Source organism: Sunxiuqinia indica, assembly GCF_009847015.1.
Taxonomy (GTDB): domain Bacteria; phylum Bacteroidota; class Bacteroidia; order Bacteroidales; family Prolixibacteraceae; genus Sunxiuqinia; species Sunxiuqinia indica.
In genome coordinates this window covers 1-16617 of the sequence record NZ_WVEM01000011.1, presented here as the reverse complement: position 1 = coordinate 16617, position 16617 = coordinate 1, and the positions used below count along the sequence as shown (strand labels likewise).

General features: G+C 38.7%; 11 protein-coding genes. 2 read left to right on the top strand and 9 right to left on the bottom strand.

Annotated features, from left to right (window positions below):
* Positions 1-551 precede the first annotated feature (551 nt).
* Positions 552-2771 carry an amino acid permease gene (locus GR929_RS15745; RefSeq protein ID WP_159521516.1) on the top strand — a complete coding sequence of 740 codons (2220 nt, stop codon included), beginning with the start codon at positions 552-554 and terminating at the stop codon, positions 2769-2771.
* Positions 2772-2777: 6 nt separating this feature from the next.
* On the opposite strand, the gene GR929_RS15740 is transcribed toward GR929_RS15745, so the two are convergent.
* Positions 2778-3713, bottom strand: coding sequence for a hypothetical protein (locus tag GR929_RS15740; RefSeq protein ID WP_159521514.1), 936 nt, complete (start codon positions 3711-3713; stop codon positions 2778-2780).
* A 285-nt stretch (positions 3714-3998) separates the two neighbouring features.
* On the opposite strand from GR929_RS15740, the gene GR929_RS15735 reads away from it, so the two are divergent.
* Positions 3999-5438, top strand: a complete 1440-nt coding sequence (locus GR929_RS15735; RefSeq protein WP_159521512.1) for a membrane dipeptidase — start codon at positions 3999-4001, stop codon at positions 5436-5438.
* 113 nt (positions 5439-5551) lie between these two features.
* On the opposite strand, the gene GR929_RS15730 is transcribed toward GR929_RS15735, so the two are convergent.
* The 8 genes from GR929_RS15730 to GR929_RS15695 all read right to left on the bottom strand — a co-directional run bounded on the left by GR929_RS15730 (position 5552) and on the right by GR929_RS15695 (position 15920).
* On the bottom strand, positions 5552-6886 hold the full coding sequence (locus GR929_RS15730; protein WP_201301035.1) for a rhamnogalacturonidase: 1335 nt from the start codon (positions 6884-6886) through the stop codon (positions 5552-5554).
* Between the two features lie 271 nt (positions 6887-7157).
* On the bottom strand, positions 7158-7496 hold the full coding sequence (locus GR929_RS15725) for a BT0820 family HAD-type phosphatase (protein WP_159521510.1): 339 nt from the start codon (positions 7494-7496) through the stop codon (positions 7158-7160).
* Between the two features lie 154 nt (positions 7497-7650).
* Complete coding sequence (locus GR929_RS15720; protein ID WP_159521508.1) at positions 7651-10047, bottom strand: GumC family protein; 2397 nt, start codon at positions 10045-10047, stop codon at positions 7651-7653.
* A gap of 54 nt (positions 10048-10101) precedes the next feature.
* The gene (locus GR929_RS15715) at positions 10102-10896 is read right to left on the bottom strand and encodes a polysaccharide biosynthesis/export family protein (RefSeq protein ID WP_159521506.1); all 795 of its coding nucleotides are present in this window, start codon (positions 10894-10896) and stop codon (positions 10102-10104) included.
* 64 nt (positions 10897-10960) lie between these two features.
* Positions 10961-12376: a sugar transferase gene (locus GR929_RS15710; protein ID WP_159521504.1), complete on the bottom strand. Its 1416-nt coding sequence runs from the start codon at positions 12374-12376 to the stop codon at positions 10961-10963.
* Between the two features lie 515 nt (positions 12377-12891).
* Positions 12892-13953 (bottom strand): mannose-1-phosphate guanylyltransferase, encoded by a 1062-nt coding sequence (locus tag GR929_RS15705; protein WP_159521493.1) that lies wholly within the window; start codon positions 13951-13953, stop codon positions 12892-12894.
* 572 nt (positions 13954-14525) lie between these two features.
* Positions 14526-15329, bottom strand: a complete 804-nt coding sequence (rfbF, locus tag GR929_RS15700) for a glucose-1-phosphate cytidylyltransferase (protein WP_317162837.1) — start codon at positions 15327-15329, stop codon at positions 14526-14528.
* Positions 15330-15383: 54 nt separating this feature from the next.
* Positions 15384-15920 carry a UpxY family transcription antiterminator gene (locus GR929_RS15695; RefSeq protein ID WP_159521491.1) on the bottom strand — a complete coding sequence of 179 codons (537 nt, stop codon included), beginning with the start codon at positions 15918-15920 and terminating at the stop codon, positions 15384-15386.
* Between the last annotated feature and the right edge of the window lie 697 nt (positions 15921-16617).

Genomic DNA, 16617 nt, shown 5'->3' with positions numbered 1-16617 from the left:
GTATTGACAACAATCTTTAAAAAAGATTACAATAATTAAAACATACAGAATAACTTGGGTTTGATATTAATATCGAACCCAGGCTATTCTGTTTATATCGTAAAATCTTTCTTTTTTTTTTGATTTCTGATAGAAGGAAACAGCGGTAACATCAATTATTTCGTTACTATTTGCTCTACTTCTCCGGGATAAACAGAACAAGAATCTATTCCCATCATTAACATTTCAAACCATATTGTAATGGTATTTATAAAGCGATATTGTCTCCGCTATTAGGCCGGCGATTTTGTTCCGAAAGCTACAACTCTGTCAACCAAAGACTATCGCTTCTATAACACCCGGCTTTTTCGTCGTTTCTTTTTAATCGACGTATAAGCAAGCCGAAAGTTGTGTCATCAAAATATAAAATTTTAATCTATCCCAAAGTTTTATGCACAAACTATACTCCCCTTAAATTCTATTTGATATCTTGTATATCTATTCAGAGTAAGAAAATAGTTTTATGGTCATCAACTTAAGGGTCATTTTATAATAAACGAAAACATCCAATTATGGCTGCTCCTAAGAAAGAATTTGGTACTGCTCCGGTATTTTTCACCGCTATTTCCACCATTTTAGGTGCTATCTTATTTCTCCGCTTTGGCTACGGAGTTGGCACATTGGGCTTTTGGGGTGTGGTTTTTATTGTTTTAATCGGTCACCTGGTAACCATTCCTACTGCGCTGGCCATATCCGAAATTGCTACCAACAAGCGAGTCGAAGGAGGAGGTGAATACTTTATCATTTCACGTTCGTTTGGGTTGAACATTGGAGCAACGGTAGGAATTGCCTTATACATGTCTCAAGCCATTAGTGTGGCATTTTATGTAATTGCCTTTACCGAATCGTTTGAGTTCCTATTTCACTACATACAAGTAAATTACGACTTTGTGTTACCGCGTCAGGCCATCAGCATTCCTGCCATGGCTGGCTTATCTGTACTTATTCTGAAAAAAGGAGCTTCCATGGGTGTGAAAACCCTCTACATTATTGTAGCCATTTTAGCTGTTGCATTGGTCATGTTTTTTGTTGGAACCACGGAATACGCGACCAATAAAAGTTTTTCCATCTTCTCAGCCGATATGCGAAATATGGGTAGTTTTTTTGCTGTTTTCGCCATCATCTTTCCTGCCTTCACCGGCATGACTGCTGGGGTCGGACTCTCCGGCGAGCTGAAGGACCCGTCTAAATCGATCCCTTTGGGAACAACCATAGCCACTGTTGCGGGTATGGTTATTTATCTTTTCATTGCGTGGAAACTAGCTTCATCGGCCAGCGAAACCGACTTAATTCAGGAACAATTAATTATGGGTAAAGTCGCATTGGGCGGCAGCATCATTATTCCTATTGGATTGGCGGCATCTACCTTGTCATCGGCTATTGGCTCGGTGATGGTTGCACCACGAACCTTGCAGGCACTTGCTGCCGACCGTTCTTTCCCAGGAGCCCGAATCAATGCCTTTTTAAGACTAAACGACAAGCAAAAAGGAGAACCCTTTAATGCCACATTGGTCACCATTATTATTGCTTTTATATTTGTTGCAGTTGGTGATGTTGATGCCGTTGCCGGAATTATTTCCATGTTTTTTATGGTTACTTATGGTTCCCTTTGTCTGATATCATTCTTAAACCATTTTGGTGCATCTCCTTCTTATCGACCATCATTTAAATCGCGCTGGTATTTTTCACTAATTGGTTTTGCATCTGCTCTATTTATCATGTTTAAGATCAATGCACTATACGCTTTTCTGTCGCTTCTTGCCATGACCGGCATTTATCTAATTGTAAATCACATACACAGGGATCGAAAGGGATTGGAAATTATCTTCGTCAACGCTATTTTTCAGCTTAACCGCAACCTTCAGGTTTATTTACAAAACGCCCGAAAACGAATATCGTACAAAGAGTGGCGACCGAGTAGTGTTTGCATTTCGGATAAAACATTTGAGCGAAAGGAAGCTTTCCGCCTGTTAAACTGGCTTTCGTATAAATATGGCTTCGGAACTTACATTCACCTGATTAATGGCTATTTCAGCAAAGCTTCAAATATGGAGGCGATGGAGACCTTGGAAAAATTAATCACTCAATTTGGAAAAATAGAAAGTCAGGTTTATGTTGATACTGTTATTTCGCCATCATATACTTCAGCCATTGCTCAGGTTGTTCAGCTACCGGGCATTGCCGGGCTTGAAAACAACATGCTTATTTTTGATAATGACACCAATGACGAAGAAGGACTGCAGCGAATTATCGAGAATTACGCTTTGGTAAACGCCGGAAACTTTGATGTGCTGATTTTGCGAACCGGAGTAAAGAAAATTGATACCCATAAAGACATCCACCTTTGGCTGAAACGTAGCGACGAGTTTAATGCCAACCTGATGATTTTACTGAGCTTTATTATCAATTCTCATCCTGATTGGAAAAAAGGAACCATCAAAATATTTGATGTCAATAAGCCCGGAGAACTGGAGGAGACAAAGGCATATCTTCAGGATCTGATTGTTAAAGGTCGATTACCGATCACCCTGAAAAATATCGAATTCCTGGAAGAAAGCACGGAAGTCAGCATCCGCGAAATGATTAACCAACGGTCGGTTGATGCCGGACTAGTTATTCTGGGCTTCAGGGGTGACCACCTGAAACACGAAGGAGCTCCTCTTTTTCAGGGATTTAACAATATCGATTCCATGCTTTTTGTGAATAGTCATGATGAAAAGGTGATTGAGTAGAAAAAGTCAATCATCCTTTTTACCAAACAATTTCCGGCGGATATAAGTGGCAAATAATCCGGCAGTAAAGGCCAGTAGCGGAAGCATAATTTTATCAAGCACCCAGGGAGGATCATTTTGGATAGTATCCCACAAACGGGTCCACAGGGTATTTTGATTCACCTTGACTTGTATTTTAATGGTTTGTGGCGAAACAAAGTTGCTCCACGAGCTATTGACGTAGTTTTCAATTTTGATGGTTAATTGCTTTTCACCAGGCGTTTGTGGTTCCACCTCCCAATCAAAATATTGAGTCTGTCCCTTTTCAAAATGGCAGTAATACACAGCATCCCGGCTAATAAGCTTAAAGTCTTCGGGATTGAACACCAAAGTTACCCGCAATGAATCGCTGAGCTGAATATCGTGTATTTTAGAATCATTCGCGGCTTGGCTTTCACTAATTCCCATGCTCTTTCCAAACTCCTGAATGGCCTTACTTTCATCGATCTGTTGTTTCACTAACGCCATAACGCGTTCGCCCCGATGCTCCATCATTGAATCGGACGCATAAACCATCATTTGACCGTCATACACCTGACTCCGGGGTGTCGGTTTCTTTGCCGGTATACTTGAACTGCCTGTTGGATTTCCCACATTCGGCTTCCAAACCCCAACAGTTGAGGGACTCTGCGATAAAACGTTGTCTTTTACCGATTTTGACATCGGCTTTTGCACTTTCGCAGGCGGAGGTGGAGGTGGTGGTGGAGCTGGAACCACGATATTCTCTTCCTCCACAACTGGTTCCGGAAGCTGCTCGGAGTCAGGAGAATCAACAATAGCATCAGTCGCTTCAGCAGGAGCAGCTGCCTGTTTTTCCGAGCTTGTAGAACAACCTTCAAACAAAATGAACACAAACAAAATCAGCACATACACCCTGCCGCCGGGTTGATTGATACATTTCATAGGTAGAAGCTAAAAAGGTGACTAAACTATAATTGTTTCCTACTACAAGTTACAAAATAGCCACTTCGAAGTCAACTCCGTATCAGCAGCAATATCAACAACATACAAAAACAAGCTGATCGTCAATTGAATTTAAGATCTTTTTTTCGTAAATTGACTACTCTTATTAGTGAATCACTTCACCAACGAAACCAAAATCAACCTAAATCCATGGTTCCTGCATGAGTCTTTTAGGCCTTTCCAACTATTTAGCCACTCTTTAATTAACCCGAAAACTAATAAATTATGGAGACACAATTCATCGATTTACACACTCACCCGGCCATTAAGCCAATGGGTAAAAGTTTTAACAGCCAAGCTGGCATCAATAGTTCGAATCGCAACCGACAAAATAGCCTCTGGTATACCGATGCTCCTTCTTTACTCGACAAGCTAGCCAACATTACCACCTCCTTAACCAAATTCAGACAGGCCGATTTTACGACATTGGCAAAGGGCGGTGCGCATACCATCATGGTATCGCTTTGTGGCTTGGAGAAAGGTTTTGTAATGACCAAGATGGGTACGAAACTACCGGGCGACCTACTCAACAACCTGGTAATTGGTATGGGCAAAAAACGAATTGACTATGTCCAGAAGATGGATAACTACTTTACCGATCTGGAAATGGAATACCAATTTTACCGCCAATTGGATGGGCACAAGCTAAAAATTAACGGACTTTGGCATCAATATAAAATTGTATCGTCGTTTGCCGAGCTGGAAATTGACTCCGAACCTGATATCCGAACAGTCTATATCATTCTGACCATCGAAGGCGGCCACGTGTTTAACACGGGCTTGCAGCGAATGAAAAAAACGGCTTCATCCACCGAAGTACTTGCTAATGTTGAGCAGGTAAAAAAATGGGATCACCGACTTTTCTTCATGGGGTTAACACATCATTTTGACAACGAACTGGTAGGCCATGCGAAAAGCCTGAGTGGCATTGTCAGTAAACTTTGTGACCAAAACGACCGCATGAATGAAGGATTTTCAGATTTGGGCTGGCAGGTTCTGAAAAAACTGCTTGACAATACAGATGGCAAGCGCATATTGATTGACCTAAAGCATATGAGCGTAAAAGCCCGGGAAGAATACTACCATTTCCTTGAGCAGGAGTTCCCTGACGAAATTATTCCGTTAGTTATAAGTCATGGAGCTGTTACCGGTTTTCGATCGCGTCGCCAGTTGGTTGAAGATGATCTGTTCAACTACGGCAAATTTCAGTCTAACGACATCAATTTTTATGATGATGAAATATTACGGGTAGCTCAATCGGGCGGAGTATTTGGGATTCAATTTGACGAACGACGGGTAGCCAGCAAACATGAGTTGAAGAAAAGTGGCCCATTTCTGAGTCGCCGAAAAATGCTGTTTCACAAATCAAAACTACTCTGGAACCAAATTGAACATGTTGCTTGGGTATTGAACCGACATGGTCAATTTGCCTGGGGCATTCAGTGTATAGGTTCTGATTACGATGGAATGATTAACCCCCTTAATGGCTTTTGGACTGCTGAAGAAATGCCACTGTTTGACAGCTACCTTGAAAAGCATGCTTTTAACTTCCTCAATTCGGAGGGAGCCCAATCACTGAAAGAATTCAATAAAATAAAGGCTTCCGACATTGTTGATCGATTTATGAAAGAGAATGCCTATGAATTTCTGAAAAGAAATTTTTAACACCTAACTGATTCAATAGTGCCCATAAAAAAACCCCTTGTCATACAAAATAAAATGTAGTCAAGGGGTCACTAACTTTGGAAAGATATTTATGAAAAAAAAACGTCTTAAAATCAATCTATTAATTGCCCGTTAACTTCAAGCTGGTTAATGGTCAATCCATCAAATAAATCTTTGTTTAACTCACCGTTTTCAGCCGTAATTGTAACGTGATCAAAAGTAAAGTTTTTGAGCAAATCGTATTCCGTAACACTAATGTCTGCAAATATTTTGCAGGTCAAATCAATATTCCGAAATGTAATGTGATTGGCTTGCGACAATGGTTGCGTTTTATGTCCTTTCAAATCAAAAAATTGAGTCCAGGGCTTGGCATAAATCAGTCGCTGTGCTCTTCCAGTAACGTTTTCAACCAGAATATATTCGTATAGCTGCGGGGTGTCGGGGCGGTTTTTCAACCACAACACACGCGAAGGTCCATCAACAGTACAATCGCGAACTATAATATTTCGGTTGTGAATAGATTCACTACCGCAAGTTACTGCAGAGTGGCAAAAGCCAAACTCACAGTTCTGGATGATAATATTTTTATTGGGTCCGTTATCCGGATCTTCGTCAGCAGTTGGCCCTTTGCCGCCTTTTAAAGCAACGGCATCATCATTCACTTCCATGTAACAGCCATTTACAAGAACGTCTGTGCACGCATCAATATCGATGGCATCGGTACTTGGTGCTTTAATTGGTTTTGCGGGCGAATAAATATGGAGATCGAGTGCCTTTACGCGATTGCACTTATACAGGTGGGTTGTCCAAAATCCGGAGTTATGAAGTTTGACGTCCTGCAATTGCACATCGTTACTATGTTGAATAAATACCAAACGAGGCCGAGAGACTTCCAGGTTCGTACAATCAGGGTTTTCAGCACGTCGTTGCCAAAAAGCCTTCCAATAGTTGAGGCCATTGCCATCGATTGTACCTTTACCTGTGATTGTAAATCCGTCAACGTTGTAGGCATTCACCACTGCCGGGAAATAGTCGATGCTCTGCCCCTCCATGCGCGAAGGCATTTTAGGGAAATTTGAGATATCATCTGAGCCAAACAAAATAGCGCTTTCACTTACATGTAAGTGTGTATTTGGTTTGAAAAAAATCGCCCCTGTTAAAAAACGACCTTCAGGAATTACAACCACACCTCCGCCACTTTTGGCAGCTTCGTCTATTGTTTTTTGGATGGCTTCGGTATTTAAGGTTTCACCGTCGCCAATAGCTCCATAATCGGTTATCACAAATTGAGCTCCTAAAGCTTTTACATCAATCTTGGTTGTATCGCTAAACCATGCAGGAATTTCGGTTCCATCAGGAAATTGGTCTGTAGTTTTCTTTTCTGGTGTAGAACAAGACGCCAGCTGAAGTATAAGTGCCAGCATCATCAAATAGGTCATTGCTTTCATTTTATTAGTCAGTCTATGTTTTACTTTTATCAACTACAAAAATGAGAATTCCCTGGCTTACTGACATGTAATTTTGTACGCAACACCTCGGACAAACTGTTTTTTCGTTAAAATGAGACTGCCTCTTGCTTGAAAAAGCAAACCACATGAATGAACGACTAATAAGAATCTGTTCAGAAAAAGGCAAAAAAAAAGCCTGCACATTTTACAGTACAGGCCGGGTTGTTAGTCTGGTCCAGAGACTAACTCTAGCTATCAAAAATCTACTTGGCTACATTTCATTAATCATTTGATATATTTCGCCCCATCCGGGTAATCCTCCAACATTTCGATCGTCAATAAACATATCGCAATGAATTTTTCGAGGCGCATTTTCATCAAACTTTTCTTCAGGGAAACTTTTGTTTATGGCGTAAAATTCAATCCCCTTCGACTCACAAAAATCAACAGCTTCATTGAGTAATTCATCTGTTCGGTAAGTCCATAAGATCAATCGATGTCCTTCCTCTTGAAGTTTCTTAAGTGTCATTGTGGCAAAAGGAATTTCCTTGCCAATTTTTGGGTATTTATGTTGTACAATTGTTCCATCAAAGTCAACTGCTATAATCATATTCTATTTTGCTATTTGGATGATGAGAAAGTTGGGAGAAACCACTAATTGTGTTTTCAAAAATCAACTTACTCTATATGGTTATTTTCAAAAATCAAAAGAAAAAAGCAAGGTGATCCGAAGACCACCTTGCCTCAGAATAAAAGTAAAGAAATCATCCAGCGTGACTAGGACTGGAATTAAAGTAGTAACTACCACTTTTCTTTTTAAAGCTATAGTCTGCTCCATATGACCCAGCATGGGCATGCTTGGAGAGGTTAATACCGTTCAAAATAATCCCCGCATTATTCATTGATTTTTTCTTATGAACATGATCAATAAATTTGATCTCACTTTTTTTACTGTAGTCTTGTCGGGTTACAAATAGGTTAATGTCGACTTTCTGTCCAATGATAATACCATCGGTAACAAGTGAAATAGGAGGATTATCAAAAACGATATAGTCAAATCGTTCTTTTGCCCGCTCAATTAACTCGTCAAGCTTTCCATTCTCTAATAACTCAGAAGGGTTTGGCGGAATAGGACCGGCAGAAACAAAATACAAGTTATCCACCCGGGTTTGTCTCAGTATATCATCAAAAGAGCTGAAAGCAGTTAAGAACGTACTTAGTCCTTCTTTGTTTTTATATTTTAACCGAGCGTGTAAGCTTGGCTTTCGCATATCGCAATCGATCAACAATACTTTTTTATTATTTATCGCAATCATTGAAGACAAGTTAGCAGCAGTAAAAGATTTTCCTTCACCAGGAATCACTGAATTCACACCAATAACTATAGCTTCATTCTGATCTTTCTTTTTTATAAAGTTAAGATTGGTGCGCAACTCCCGATAACCTTCTGCAATCGCTGAACGTGGATTGTCAACGGCAGTTAAAAACTCACTTCCTGAAGTCGCTGTTGATAGAACAATATTTCCAACAACCGGAATATCGCTATATTCCTCAATATCGTCGGCTGAACGAATACGATCGTAGTAATAAGATGCGACCACAATAATCATAAAAGGAATCATCAATCCCCCCAATATCCCAATTGCTACATTTTTAATTAAATAAGGTCCCATGTATGTTGCCAATTTAGGATTTGCAGAATCCAACACTTTTGTGTCTGCAACATTTGAGGCATGGGTTATAGCTGCTTCTGCTCTCTTTTTTAATAGAAAGGTATATAGCTCATCGTTTAGATCTAGCATGCGTTTCATGTTAATCATTTCCTGCTCTGTTTTTGGATATTTGGCAAGCTGTCGATTAACTTTCTCAATCCTCCGATCAATACCTTGAATTTGAACGATCGCATTATTAATTAAATTCCGAAGGTTTTCTTGTAGGTTGCGCTTCACCATCTCTATCTCATTCTGAATGAGGATCAATTTCGGATTTTTTTCTTGCGCTGTATAAGAAATAACCTCTCGATTTCGATACAGGTCGCTCAATCGAACAACTAAATTATTTAACGACTCATCAACAATTCCAACAACTGAGGGAGCTACAACTTCCTTCATTTTATCCTTGTCATTCAGATATTCCTTAAGGTTGCGATAATAATCCAGGTGGCTCTGTATGGTTGATTTTTCAGTATCAAGATCGACAAGTTGGTTCATAATGATACCACCTTCCTGATTCAAGTTAACGATTTGATTCTTTGATCTGAAACTTGTAAAATTGTTCCCGGCTACTTTTAAGGTATCTACGACATCCTTCAACTGAGAATCGATGAAGTTAATCGTTGTTGTTGATTTATGATTCTTTTCTCTCAGTTCATGATCAATATATACCCGGCTTAGTTCATTTAAATAATCTGCTGCTTTTTGTGGAACACGGTCGAGCATAGACAAACCGACTAAGTCTGCTTTCATCTCAGGATCAACTTCTCCGACACTTAACCTGTTCATATAACTTTCCAGCTGACTATCGAAGTTATTGAAGACGAAGAAAAATTCGTCTCCTCTTTCCGCAAACTCAGGATACAAGGTGAAATTAAAGTACGTATTTGAAAAAGGCTCGCCAAAAGTTGCTCTTTTAGTAAAATCTAACTCGACCTCGCGACCTGCAATATTTTTGTTTGCATTCACTGTAATTTGATAGGATGTGCTATCAATCATTTGTATATAAATAGGAATTCCTGTCACGTTTACTGATTGCCTATCATACCTAACATCAAAAGGCTTTTGTGGATAAATTTCAGATTCTCTAAACATGAGTTCTTCAAACCAGGAAATTGACCAATCTAAATTCTCCAAAACTTGCCTGTTAATTTGATATGAAGTAATTATACCAATTTTGTTTTGGAGCTTTGTATTCCCCTGTCGTCCTCCGGCAAAAGGTAGATCAAGGGTCATCTCTGCCATATTATCAGATTCGATCAAAAACAAACTATTAAGCTGGTAAGTTGGAGATTTCGTTTGTGTCAAAAAGTAACCAGCTCCAGCTCCAATAATACAGGCGGCAACAAACCAATACCATTTACGAAAAATCTTATAAATAAACTTCTTAATTGCTAATTTATCCTGTTCCTCCAACAATGTCGAAGAAAATGTTTCTTTAGTCATCATTTCTATGTCTTTACTATTATTCAACAATTGATATTGCTTGTTAACGACTTCGTCCTAGCCCCAGAAGTAATTAACAAATAGGATTATCGTAGTCAACGCTCCTGTAAAAATCGTGTAATATGAAGCATTCAACTTCACATTTTTCAACTGTTGAGGCCGTACTAATACGACATCGTTTGATTGTAGATAATATGCGTCAGAAGTTAATACTTCGCTATCAGTCAAGCTAATTTCATAGGGGACAATTTTATCTCCTTTTTGTCGGAGTACAATAACATCCTTAATTTTCGCAAAGTCACTTGCTCCTTTGGCCATTCCAATGGCTTCAAGTATGGTGAGTGTATTGTTATAATTGTAGTATACTCCAGGCGAATTCACTTCCCCTAATACGCTAACCTTAAAATTTAGCAACCTTACCTGGATGTCAGCGTCTTTTAAATATTCTTCTGCTCTTCGCCCAATCTCTTCTTTAGCTTCTTTTAAGGTTCGTTCAGCAACATAAACTGACCCAATAATTGGTAAAGTTATTTCTCCATGACTATCTACCTGATAACCGTAAATGTGTTGACCAACCTGCGACGAGTATAGATTTGTTTGCCCTATTCCTCCACCCTCACCCGAAGAGAACATCGCGTTTACTTCTGGGTTAATCGTTTTGACACTAACGTACAGGTTGTCGTTTGACTTGATCTTGTAGTCCTCCTCAGGACTTTTTACTCCATCTAGTGCAACTTTATCTTCCAAATCTCTGAAAAAATGCGTATTTCTTTTTGAGACACAAGACGTCAGTCCAGTCAAGACTAACAAGAAGATAAGAGTGCTTTGTCTACTCTTAATTCTGTGATACATACTTTTACTCTTTACTTTTATACTTACAATTTAGTCTATATATTGAAATTGAATTTCAACATTACTACTTTCCGGTTCCTACAAATACAACTTTGACCGTTTTAAAAATCAACACTAGATCTTTCGTTAAAGACCAGTTGTCGATGTATTTCATATCTAACTTCATCCATTCTTCGAATTTGATATCATTCCTACCTGAAACTTGCCAGATACAAGTAATCCCCGGCTTCATGCTTAGTCGTCGCACTTGCCAGCGTTTGTATTTTTCGACTTCGGCGGGTATTGGAGGCCTTGGACCAACAACTGACATCTCTCCACGCAAGACATTGATAAACTGCGGAAGCTCATCCAACGAAGTTTTCCTTAAAAAATGGCCAACTCGCGTCACCCTTGGATCAGAAGTTATTTTAAAAACGGGGCCCTCCTGTTCATTTTGCCCCATCAGTGACGCTTTTAATGCCTCAGCATTCACAACCATTGTCCTGAACTTATAACATCCGAATCGCCGTCCGTTTAAACCAACACGCTCCTGCTTAAAAAAAACCGGGCCTCCATCACCTAATTTAATTGCAATAGCAAGAACCAAATATATTGGACTAGAGAGAATGATTACAAACAAGCTAAAAAAGAAATCAAATACATTTTTCAGTTTTAACGCTATATAATCATTGGGAGTGCTCATATAGCTAACGAAAGGCTTTTGATTAACTAATGAAACAATGGTCTTTGCACTCCTCTTACCTCTCAATTTTGATATCACACCAGTATAATGGTGGAAGCTTACTCCAACTTCATTACATTCTGAAATAAACCGAGTAATTTCATCATGATTGTAATCAGAATTGCAATACATGACTTCGTCAATGGTTTCTCTATCCAAAATTGCTTTGAGGTTACTTCGCTTGGGTATAACATTATACCGATCTTGATACTTTTCCTTAACAAGCTTGCTATTTGTCATTATAGCACGAATACTGTACCCCCAGTCCTTTCGATGGATAGTCTCCTCGATATAATCAATTGCCTGCTCGTCAACAATCATCATAGCCTGGCGTATACCATATCCCCTACGACGTAAAAATCGCATTAGAGTAAGAAAGAAATACTTAAAGAAGGTTAAAGCAAGCAAGTTTAAGATTCCAAAATAGGAGATTATTAAAAGCTTCTCAACAGAAAAATTTGAAATAACGTTTACCGCGAACAAAACACCCATACCAATCGATATCGCTTTGAAATTTGATTTAAATTGATTTGCGTAGCTTGATTTTCGAGAAACATCGCCCAACCCAAATTGATCCAAAAGGAGGAACCATAAAAGAGCAATGACAACCAGGTTGTTTTTCAACTCACTAACATGATCTACTGTAATCAAATCAGAGGAAGAATCAAGCCACCAAATCAAGGTATAACACCCCATCGTAAGCAACACCTGTATGATGATACTTATTTTTTGAATCGCATATTCTCGTTCGTGTAACATAGTCATTTTTTAAAAGGAATTAAGTTATCTCTTGTAAAAAGAGTATTACAACTTATGTAGTCAAAACTTGATGAAATCATCAATAAATTTGAATACTGGTGTGAGAGATTTGGTAATCATTAATCATTAGATCTCTATTTTACTTCACATATCTTCCAACTAACTCACATTTTATACTTTCTGGTAATTTGAAGTTAGATGTAATTTATAATCCAAATATCTAATTAGTAAATGCTCAAAGCAATGGGTAATTTCACGTAAAAATATCTACGTGCTGAATCAAAGTCCATTAACGAGAACAGGGCTGCGGGAAAAATAGGATTGGAGGGAACAGAAATAATCAATCTAATCAGGAGAGCGTAACTCGAATTCACCATTAAAGACAGGCAAGTAAACTTGCCTAAAATCCAAGTTAAAGAGCTACTAACTATGAAGTAGAAGCTTGAAAAAATCATCAATAATCAGGTATTCCAACTAGATCTTTATCCGTACTATTGCCAGAAGTAAGAGAAAATTTATTTACGCCCAGAAGCCTTATGACTGAATGCTTTTATTCGCTGTTCCTCACCTTTACTACATATTAGCAATACGTTATTCGACTCGACAACTATATATTCACTAAGCCCCTGAACAACCACCACTTTATCTTCAGGAACATGTATAATATTATTTGAGGTTTCATACAAGTACGCATTTTCTGATGAAACAGTGTCCCCGCTATAATTTCTTGCTGATTTTTCCCAAAGTGCAGACCAGGTTCCCAAGTCAGACCAGTCAAAATTGGCCTTCTGAACATAGAGGTTATTTGCCTTTTCCAACAGGCTATAGTCGATTGAAATACTCTGGAAGGTTGGATACACTAAATCTATAAAGCTTTGCTCCTTATCTGTGAAATAAAGCTCTTCGCCGTTTTGAAATACGCGAGCCATCGCGGGCATATAGGTTTCAAAAGCTTTAATAATTGTTTTTACCGACCATAGAAAAATACCCGCATTCCATAAAAAGTCGCCTCTCTGCAAATACTCTTTAGCCGTTTCAACATTCGGTTTTTCTTTAAAAGCTTTAACCTTTCCGACCTCATCATCAGATTTCTCCATCTGGATGTAACCAAACCCGGTTTCAGGCCGATGAGGCTGAATTCCAATTGTCAATATTGCATCCTTGTCTCTCACAAAACTCAAGCCTTTTTCTAACGCTCCTTGAAATAACTGTTTCTGTTCAATTAAATGATCAGACGGAGTGACAATGATGTTGGCATTCGAGTTAAGCTTGTTAATTTTATAACTCGCATAAGCTATACAGGGCGCAGTATTTCGCATCACCGGTTCTGCTAATATATTCGAATCCGGTATTTCGGGACATTGACTTTTTACAATATCGATGTATTGGTCTGATGTTACGACATAAATATTTCGTCTGGGACAAATCTCATCAAACCGCTCAACGGTATGTTGAAAAAGGGTTTTCCCGGTACCCAACATGTCCAAAAATTGTTTGGGCTTCCGCTCGGTACTCACCGGCCAAAAACGGCTACCAACCCCTCCTGCCATAATAATTACAAAAGTGTCGCTTTTCATTAATTCTCGCATTAAATTTAAAATTATTGGATATCAGCAATCTGAATTTCCTTCATATTTGAATACCACTGACATAGTTTATCGATTCCATCCTTTATATCAACAGGGTGGTTCCATACAAGCTGATTTAATTTTGACAGGTCGGTTCGTTTTCGCCTTTTAGCATCCGGTAACGAGGAATTAAACACCAGCTACTCCCCCCCATACTAAATGGTCTTTTAATTGGCGATGGCAAATCCTTGATGCTCATACCTCTTTCCGCCGATATTCACATGCTTATTTTCCATGATAAACATACAGCCGTCTGCCTTTTCTTTACTCTCTTTGATAAAAAAACGCCAAAAGAAAAGACTACACCCACCTCTGTGGGTGCAGCTTACTCTTTCAGCTAATACTCAGCGTGGACTATATAATTTATTCGTAAAAATTCATGATTCGGCATCCCCTATTTTTTAGGTAAGATTCATTTTGAAAGAAGTTGACATCCGATTTCATCATAATATCAGCGATCAACGCTTTCAAGCCGCATTTTAGATTCCCGCCTAAAATTTCGTCCTAAGACATCTCAACCATTATTGATTCCATATCTTCCAAGGAGCCCTTCCCTGGTTCCATAATTCCTCAAGAAAATGTTTGTCTCTCAATGTATCCATCGGCTGCCAGAAGCCTTTATGTCGAAATGCAGCCAGTTTATCTATCGAAGCAATCTGCTCCATTGGCTCTCGCTCCCATGAAGTTTGGTCTCCTTCAATAAAATCAAATGCTTCAGGTTCTACGACAAAAAAACCACCATTAATCCATGCAGAATTATCACTACCTCCATTGGGTTTTTCCCTAAAATTGTCAATTTTATTTGAATCTCCAGCAAGCTTAAATGCTCCAAACCTTCCAGGAGGATTTATGGCAGAAAGAGTCACATATGCATTTTGCTTCTTATGAAAGGCGATCAGTTCATTAATATTAATATCAGAAACACCGTCACCATAAGTTAATAAAAATGGTTCATTGCCAACATAGTCCCGCACTCGTTTGATGCGTCCCCCCGTCAACGTATCTTGTCCTGTATCTACTAATGTAATTTTCCACGGTTCAGCGTGGTTTTTATGATATGTCATAGAATTACTTGCAACATCAATCGTTACATCTGACCGATGCATTAGATAATTTGCAAAATACTCCTTAATGACGTAACCTTTGTATCCACAGAGGATGATAAAATCATTAAACCCATATTGAGAGTAAATCTTCATGATATGCCAAATAATTGGTCTTTCACCAATTTCGACCATTGGCTTAGGCTTGACTGTGGTTTCCTCAGAAAGTCTTGTTCCAAGACCTCCCGCTAGTATTAAAACTTTCATATTTGGATTTTGCATTTATTTATTTCACTCGAAATTAATACCTGACACGCAAGGAATACAAACTAATGTTTATCTATCAACGACTACATTGGAGTCTAGAATCTCAACCTCCTTCATCGAAATCTCGGTGTGTAAACAATATCCCAAGCTTTGAAAACGAAGAACGATTCTAGTCTTTCCACGAATTTCCACAATCTCTCCGAGCACATCTTTCAGCAAACCATTTTTCACTCTCACTTGAGTCCCCTTAGTGATCTTTTCACGTGTCACATTTAATTTGTCGTTAAAATTGTCGACGATTTTCTTCAATCCGTCAATCTGATTTTCAGGGATTGTAGCAGCTCTGCCTCCAAAAGTAACATAACTCACTGCCCCAATATTGTTCAAAACGCCAAAATACTCACGGTTACTCACCTTAACAAAGAGATAGCCTCTAAGCAAAGGTTCTTCTACCACTTTTATCCGATCGCTCCATTTACGTCTTTCAAGCTTCAGTGGCAAATAGCTTTCAACTCCGCTGTTAAACAAATCGTGATGTAGCTTTTTCTCATATCTAGAACGGGTATACAAAGCGTACCAATTATAATCTGAGTTTATGTGCTCCATGTTTCATTGTTTTTTATACTCTTGCAATTTAATCAACCAGAATCCTCATCTTCCCTATACATAATATCGTGTGAAGCTGATACAGCTTCGCCCCTTGCATCACAGCCGGACTTAAACTAGTCCTTAATGCAATTAGCATTGAAGAGAGAAAAATAAGTTGATTCTACACAACTTCGCCATTCCATAGGAAACAACTAACAATTTGTATAAAATCGATATTCCAAATATCACATTAGGAGCTGCACAAAGCAATGGGTAATTTCACGTAAAAACAGCATGAGCCGTTAGCGAATGACTGTTCAGGATGATAAATCCATTGAATCACCGAACACCGAGGAACGTTTAGCAAACGCTAATAAATTCGATGTAGCAACGAATGAAATGATTAAAGGACTTATGGCCAAATACACTCACGATTCTCTTTTCTAACAATAGTATTGCTCATTTTAGTTCTGGTTTAGATGCGTGATGAATTATTTAGAATCCAACACTTAATCAATGTAGAAATCCCTTCTATCAGGCATTTCATCCATGGCTATTTCTAAATAGACCACATACTTACCCGAACATGACTACTTAGTCAATCCTTAAAAACAAAATAAATCACTGGTTATCAACAGGTAGTGTGAATAAAATCCGTGATTTCAAGGTGTTAAATTGCAAGGTTATTAGTAAATTAGGGAAAAAGCTTGCAGAA

Coding starts and splice junctions, on each gene's coding strand:
- GR929_RS15740 (WP_159521514.1), bottom strand. CDS start 3,713: ATGAAATGTATCAATCAACCCGGCGGCAGGGTGTATGTGCTGATTTTG.
- GR929_RS15725 (WP_159521510.1), bottom strand. CDS start 7,496: ATGATTATAGCAGTTGACTTTGATGGAACAATTGTACAACATAAATAC.
- GR929_RS15705 (WP_159521493.1), bottom strand. CDS start 13,953: ATGAAAAGCGACACTTTTGTAATTATTATGGCAGGAGGGGTTGGTAGC.
- GR929_RS15730 (WP_201301035.1), bottom strand. CDS start 6,886: ATGAAAGCAATGACCTATTTGATGATGCTGGCACTTATACTTCAGCTG.
- GR929_RS15695 (WP_159521491.1), bottom strand. CDS start 15,920: ATGGAGCACATAAACTCAGATTATAATTGGTACGCTTTGTATACCCGT.
- GR929_RS15710 (WP_159521504.1), bottom strand. CDS start 12,376: ATGTTACACGAACGAGAATATGCGATTCAAAAAATAAGTATCATCATA.
- GR929_RS15745 (WP_159521516.1), top strand. CDS start 552: ATGGCTGCTCCTAAGAAAGAATTTGGTACTGCTCCGGTATTTTTCACC.
- GR929_RS15735 (WP_159521512.1), top strand. CDS start 3,999: ATGGAGACACAATTCATCGATTTACACACTCACCCGGCCATTAAGCCA.
- GR929_RS15715 (WP_159521506.1), bottom strand. CDS start 10,896: ATGTATCACAGAATTAAGAGTAGACAAAGCACTCTTATCTTCTTGTTA.
- rfbF (WP_317162837.1), bottom strand. CDS start 15,329: ATGCAAAATCCAAATATGAAAGTTTTAATACTAGCGGGAGGTCTTGGA.
- GR929_RS15720 (WP_159521508.1), bottom strand. CDS start 10,047: ATGATGACTAAAGAAACATTTTCTTCGACATTGTTGGAGGAACAGGAT.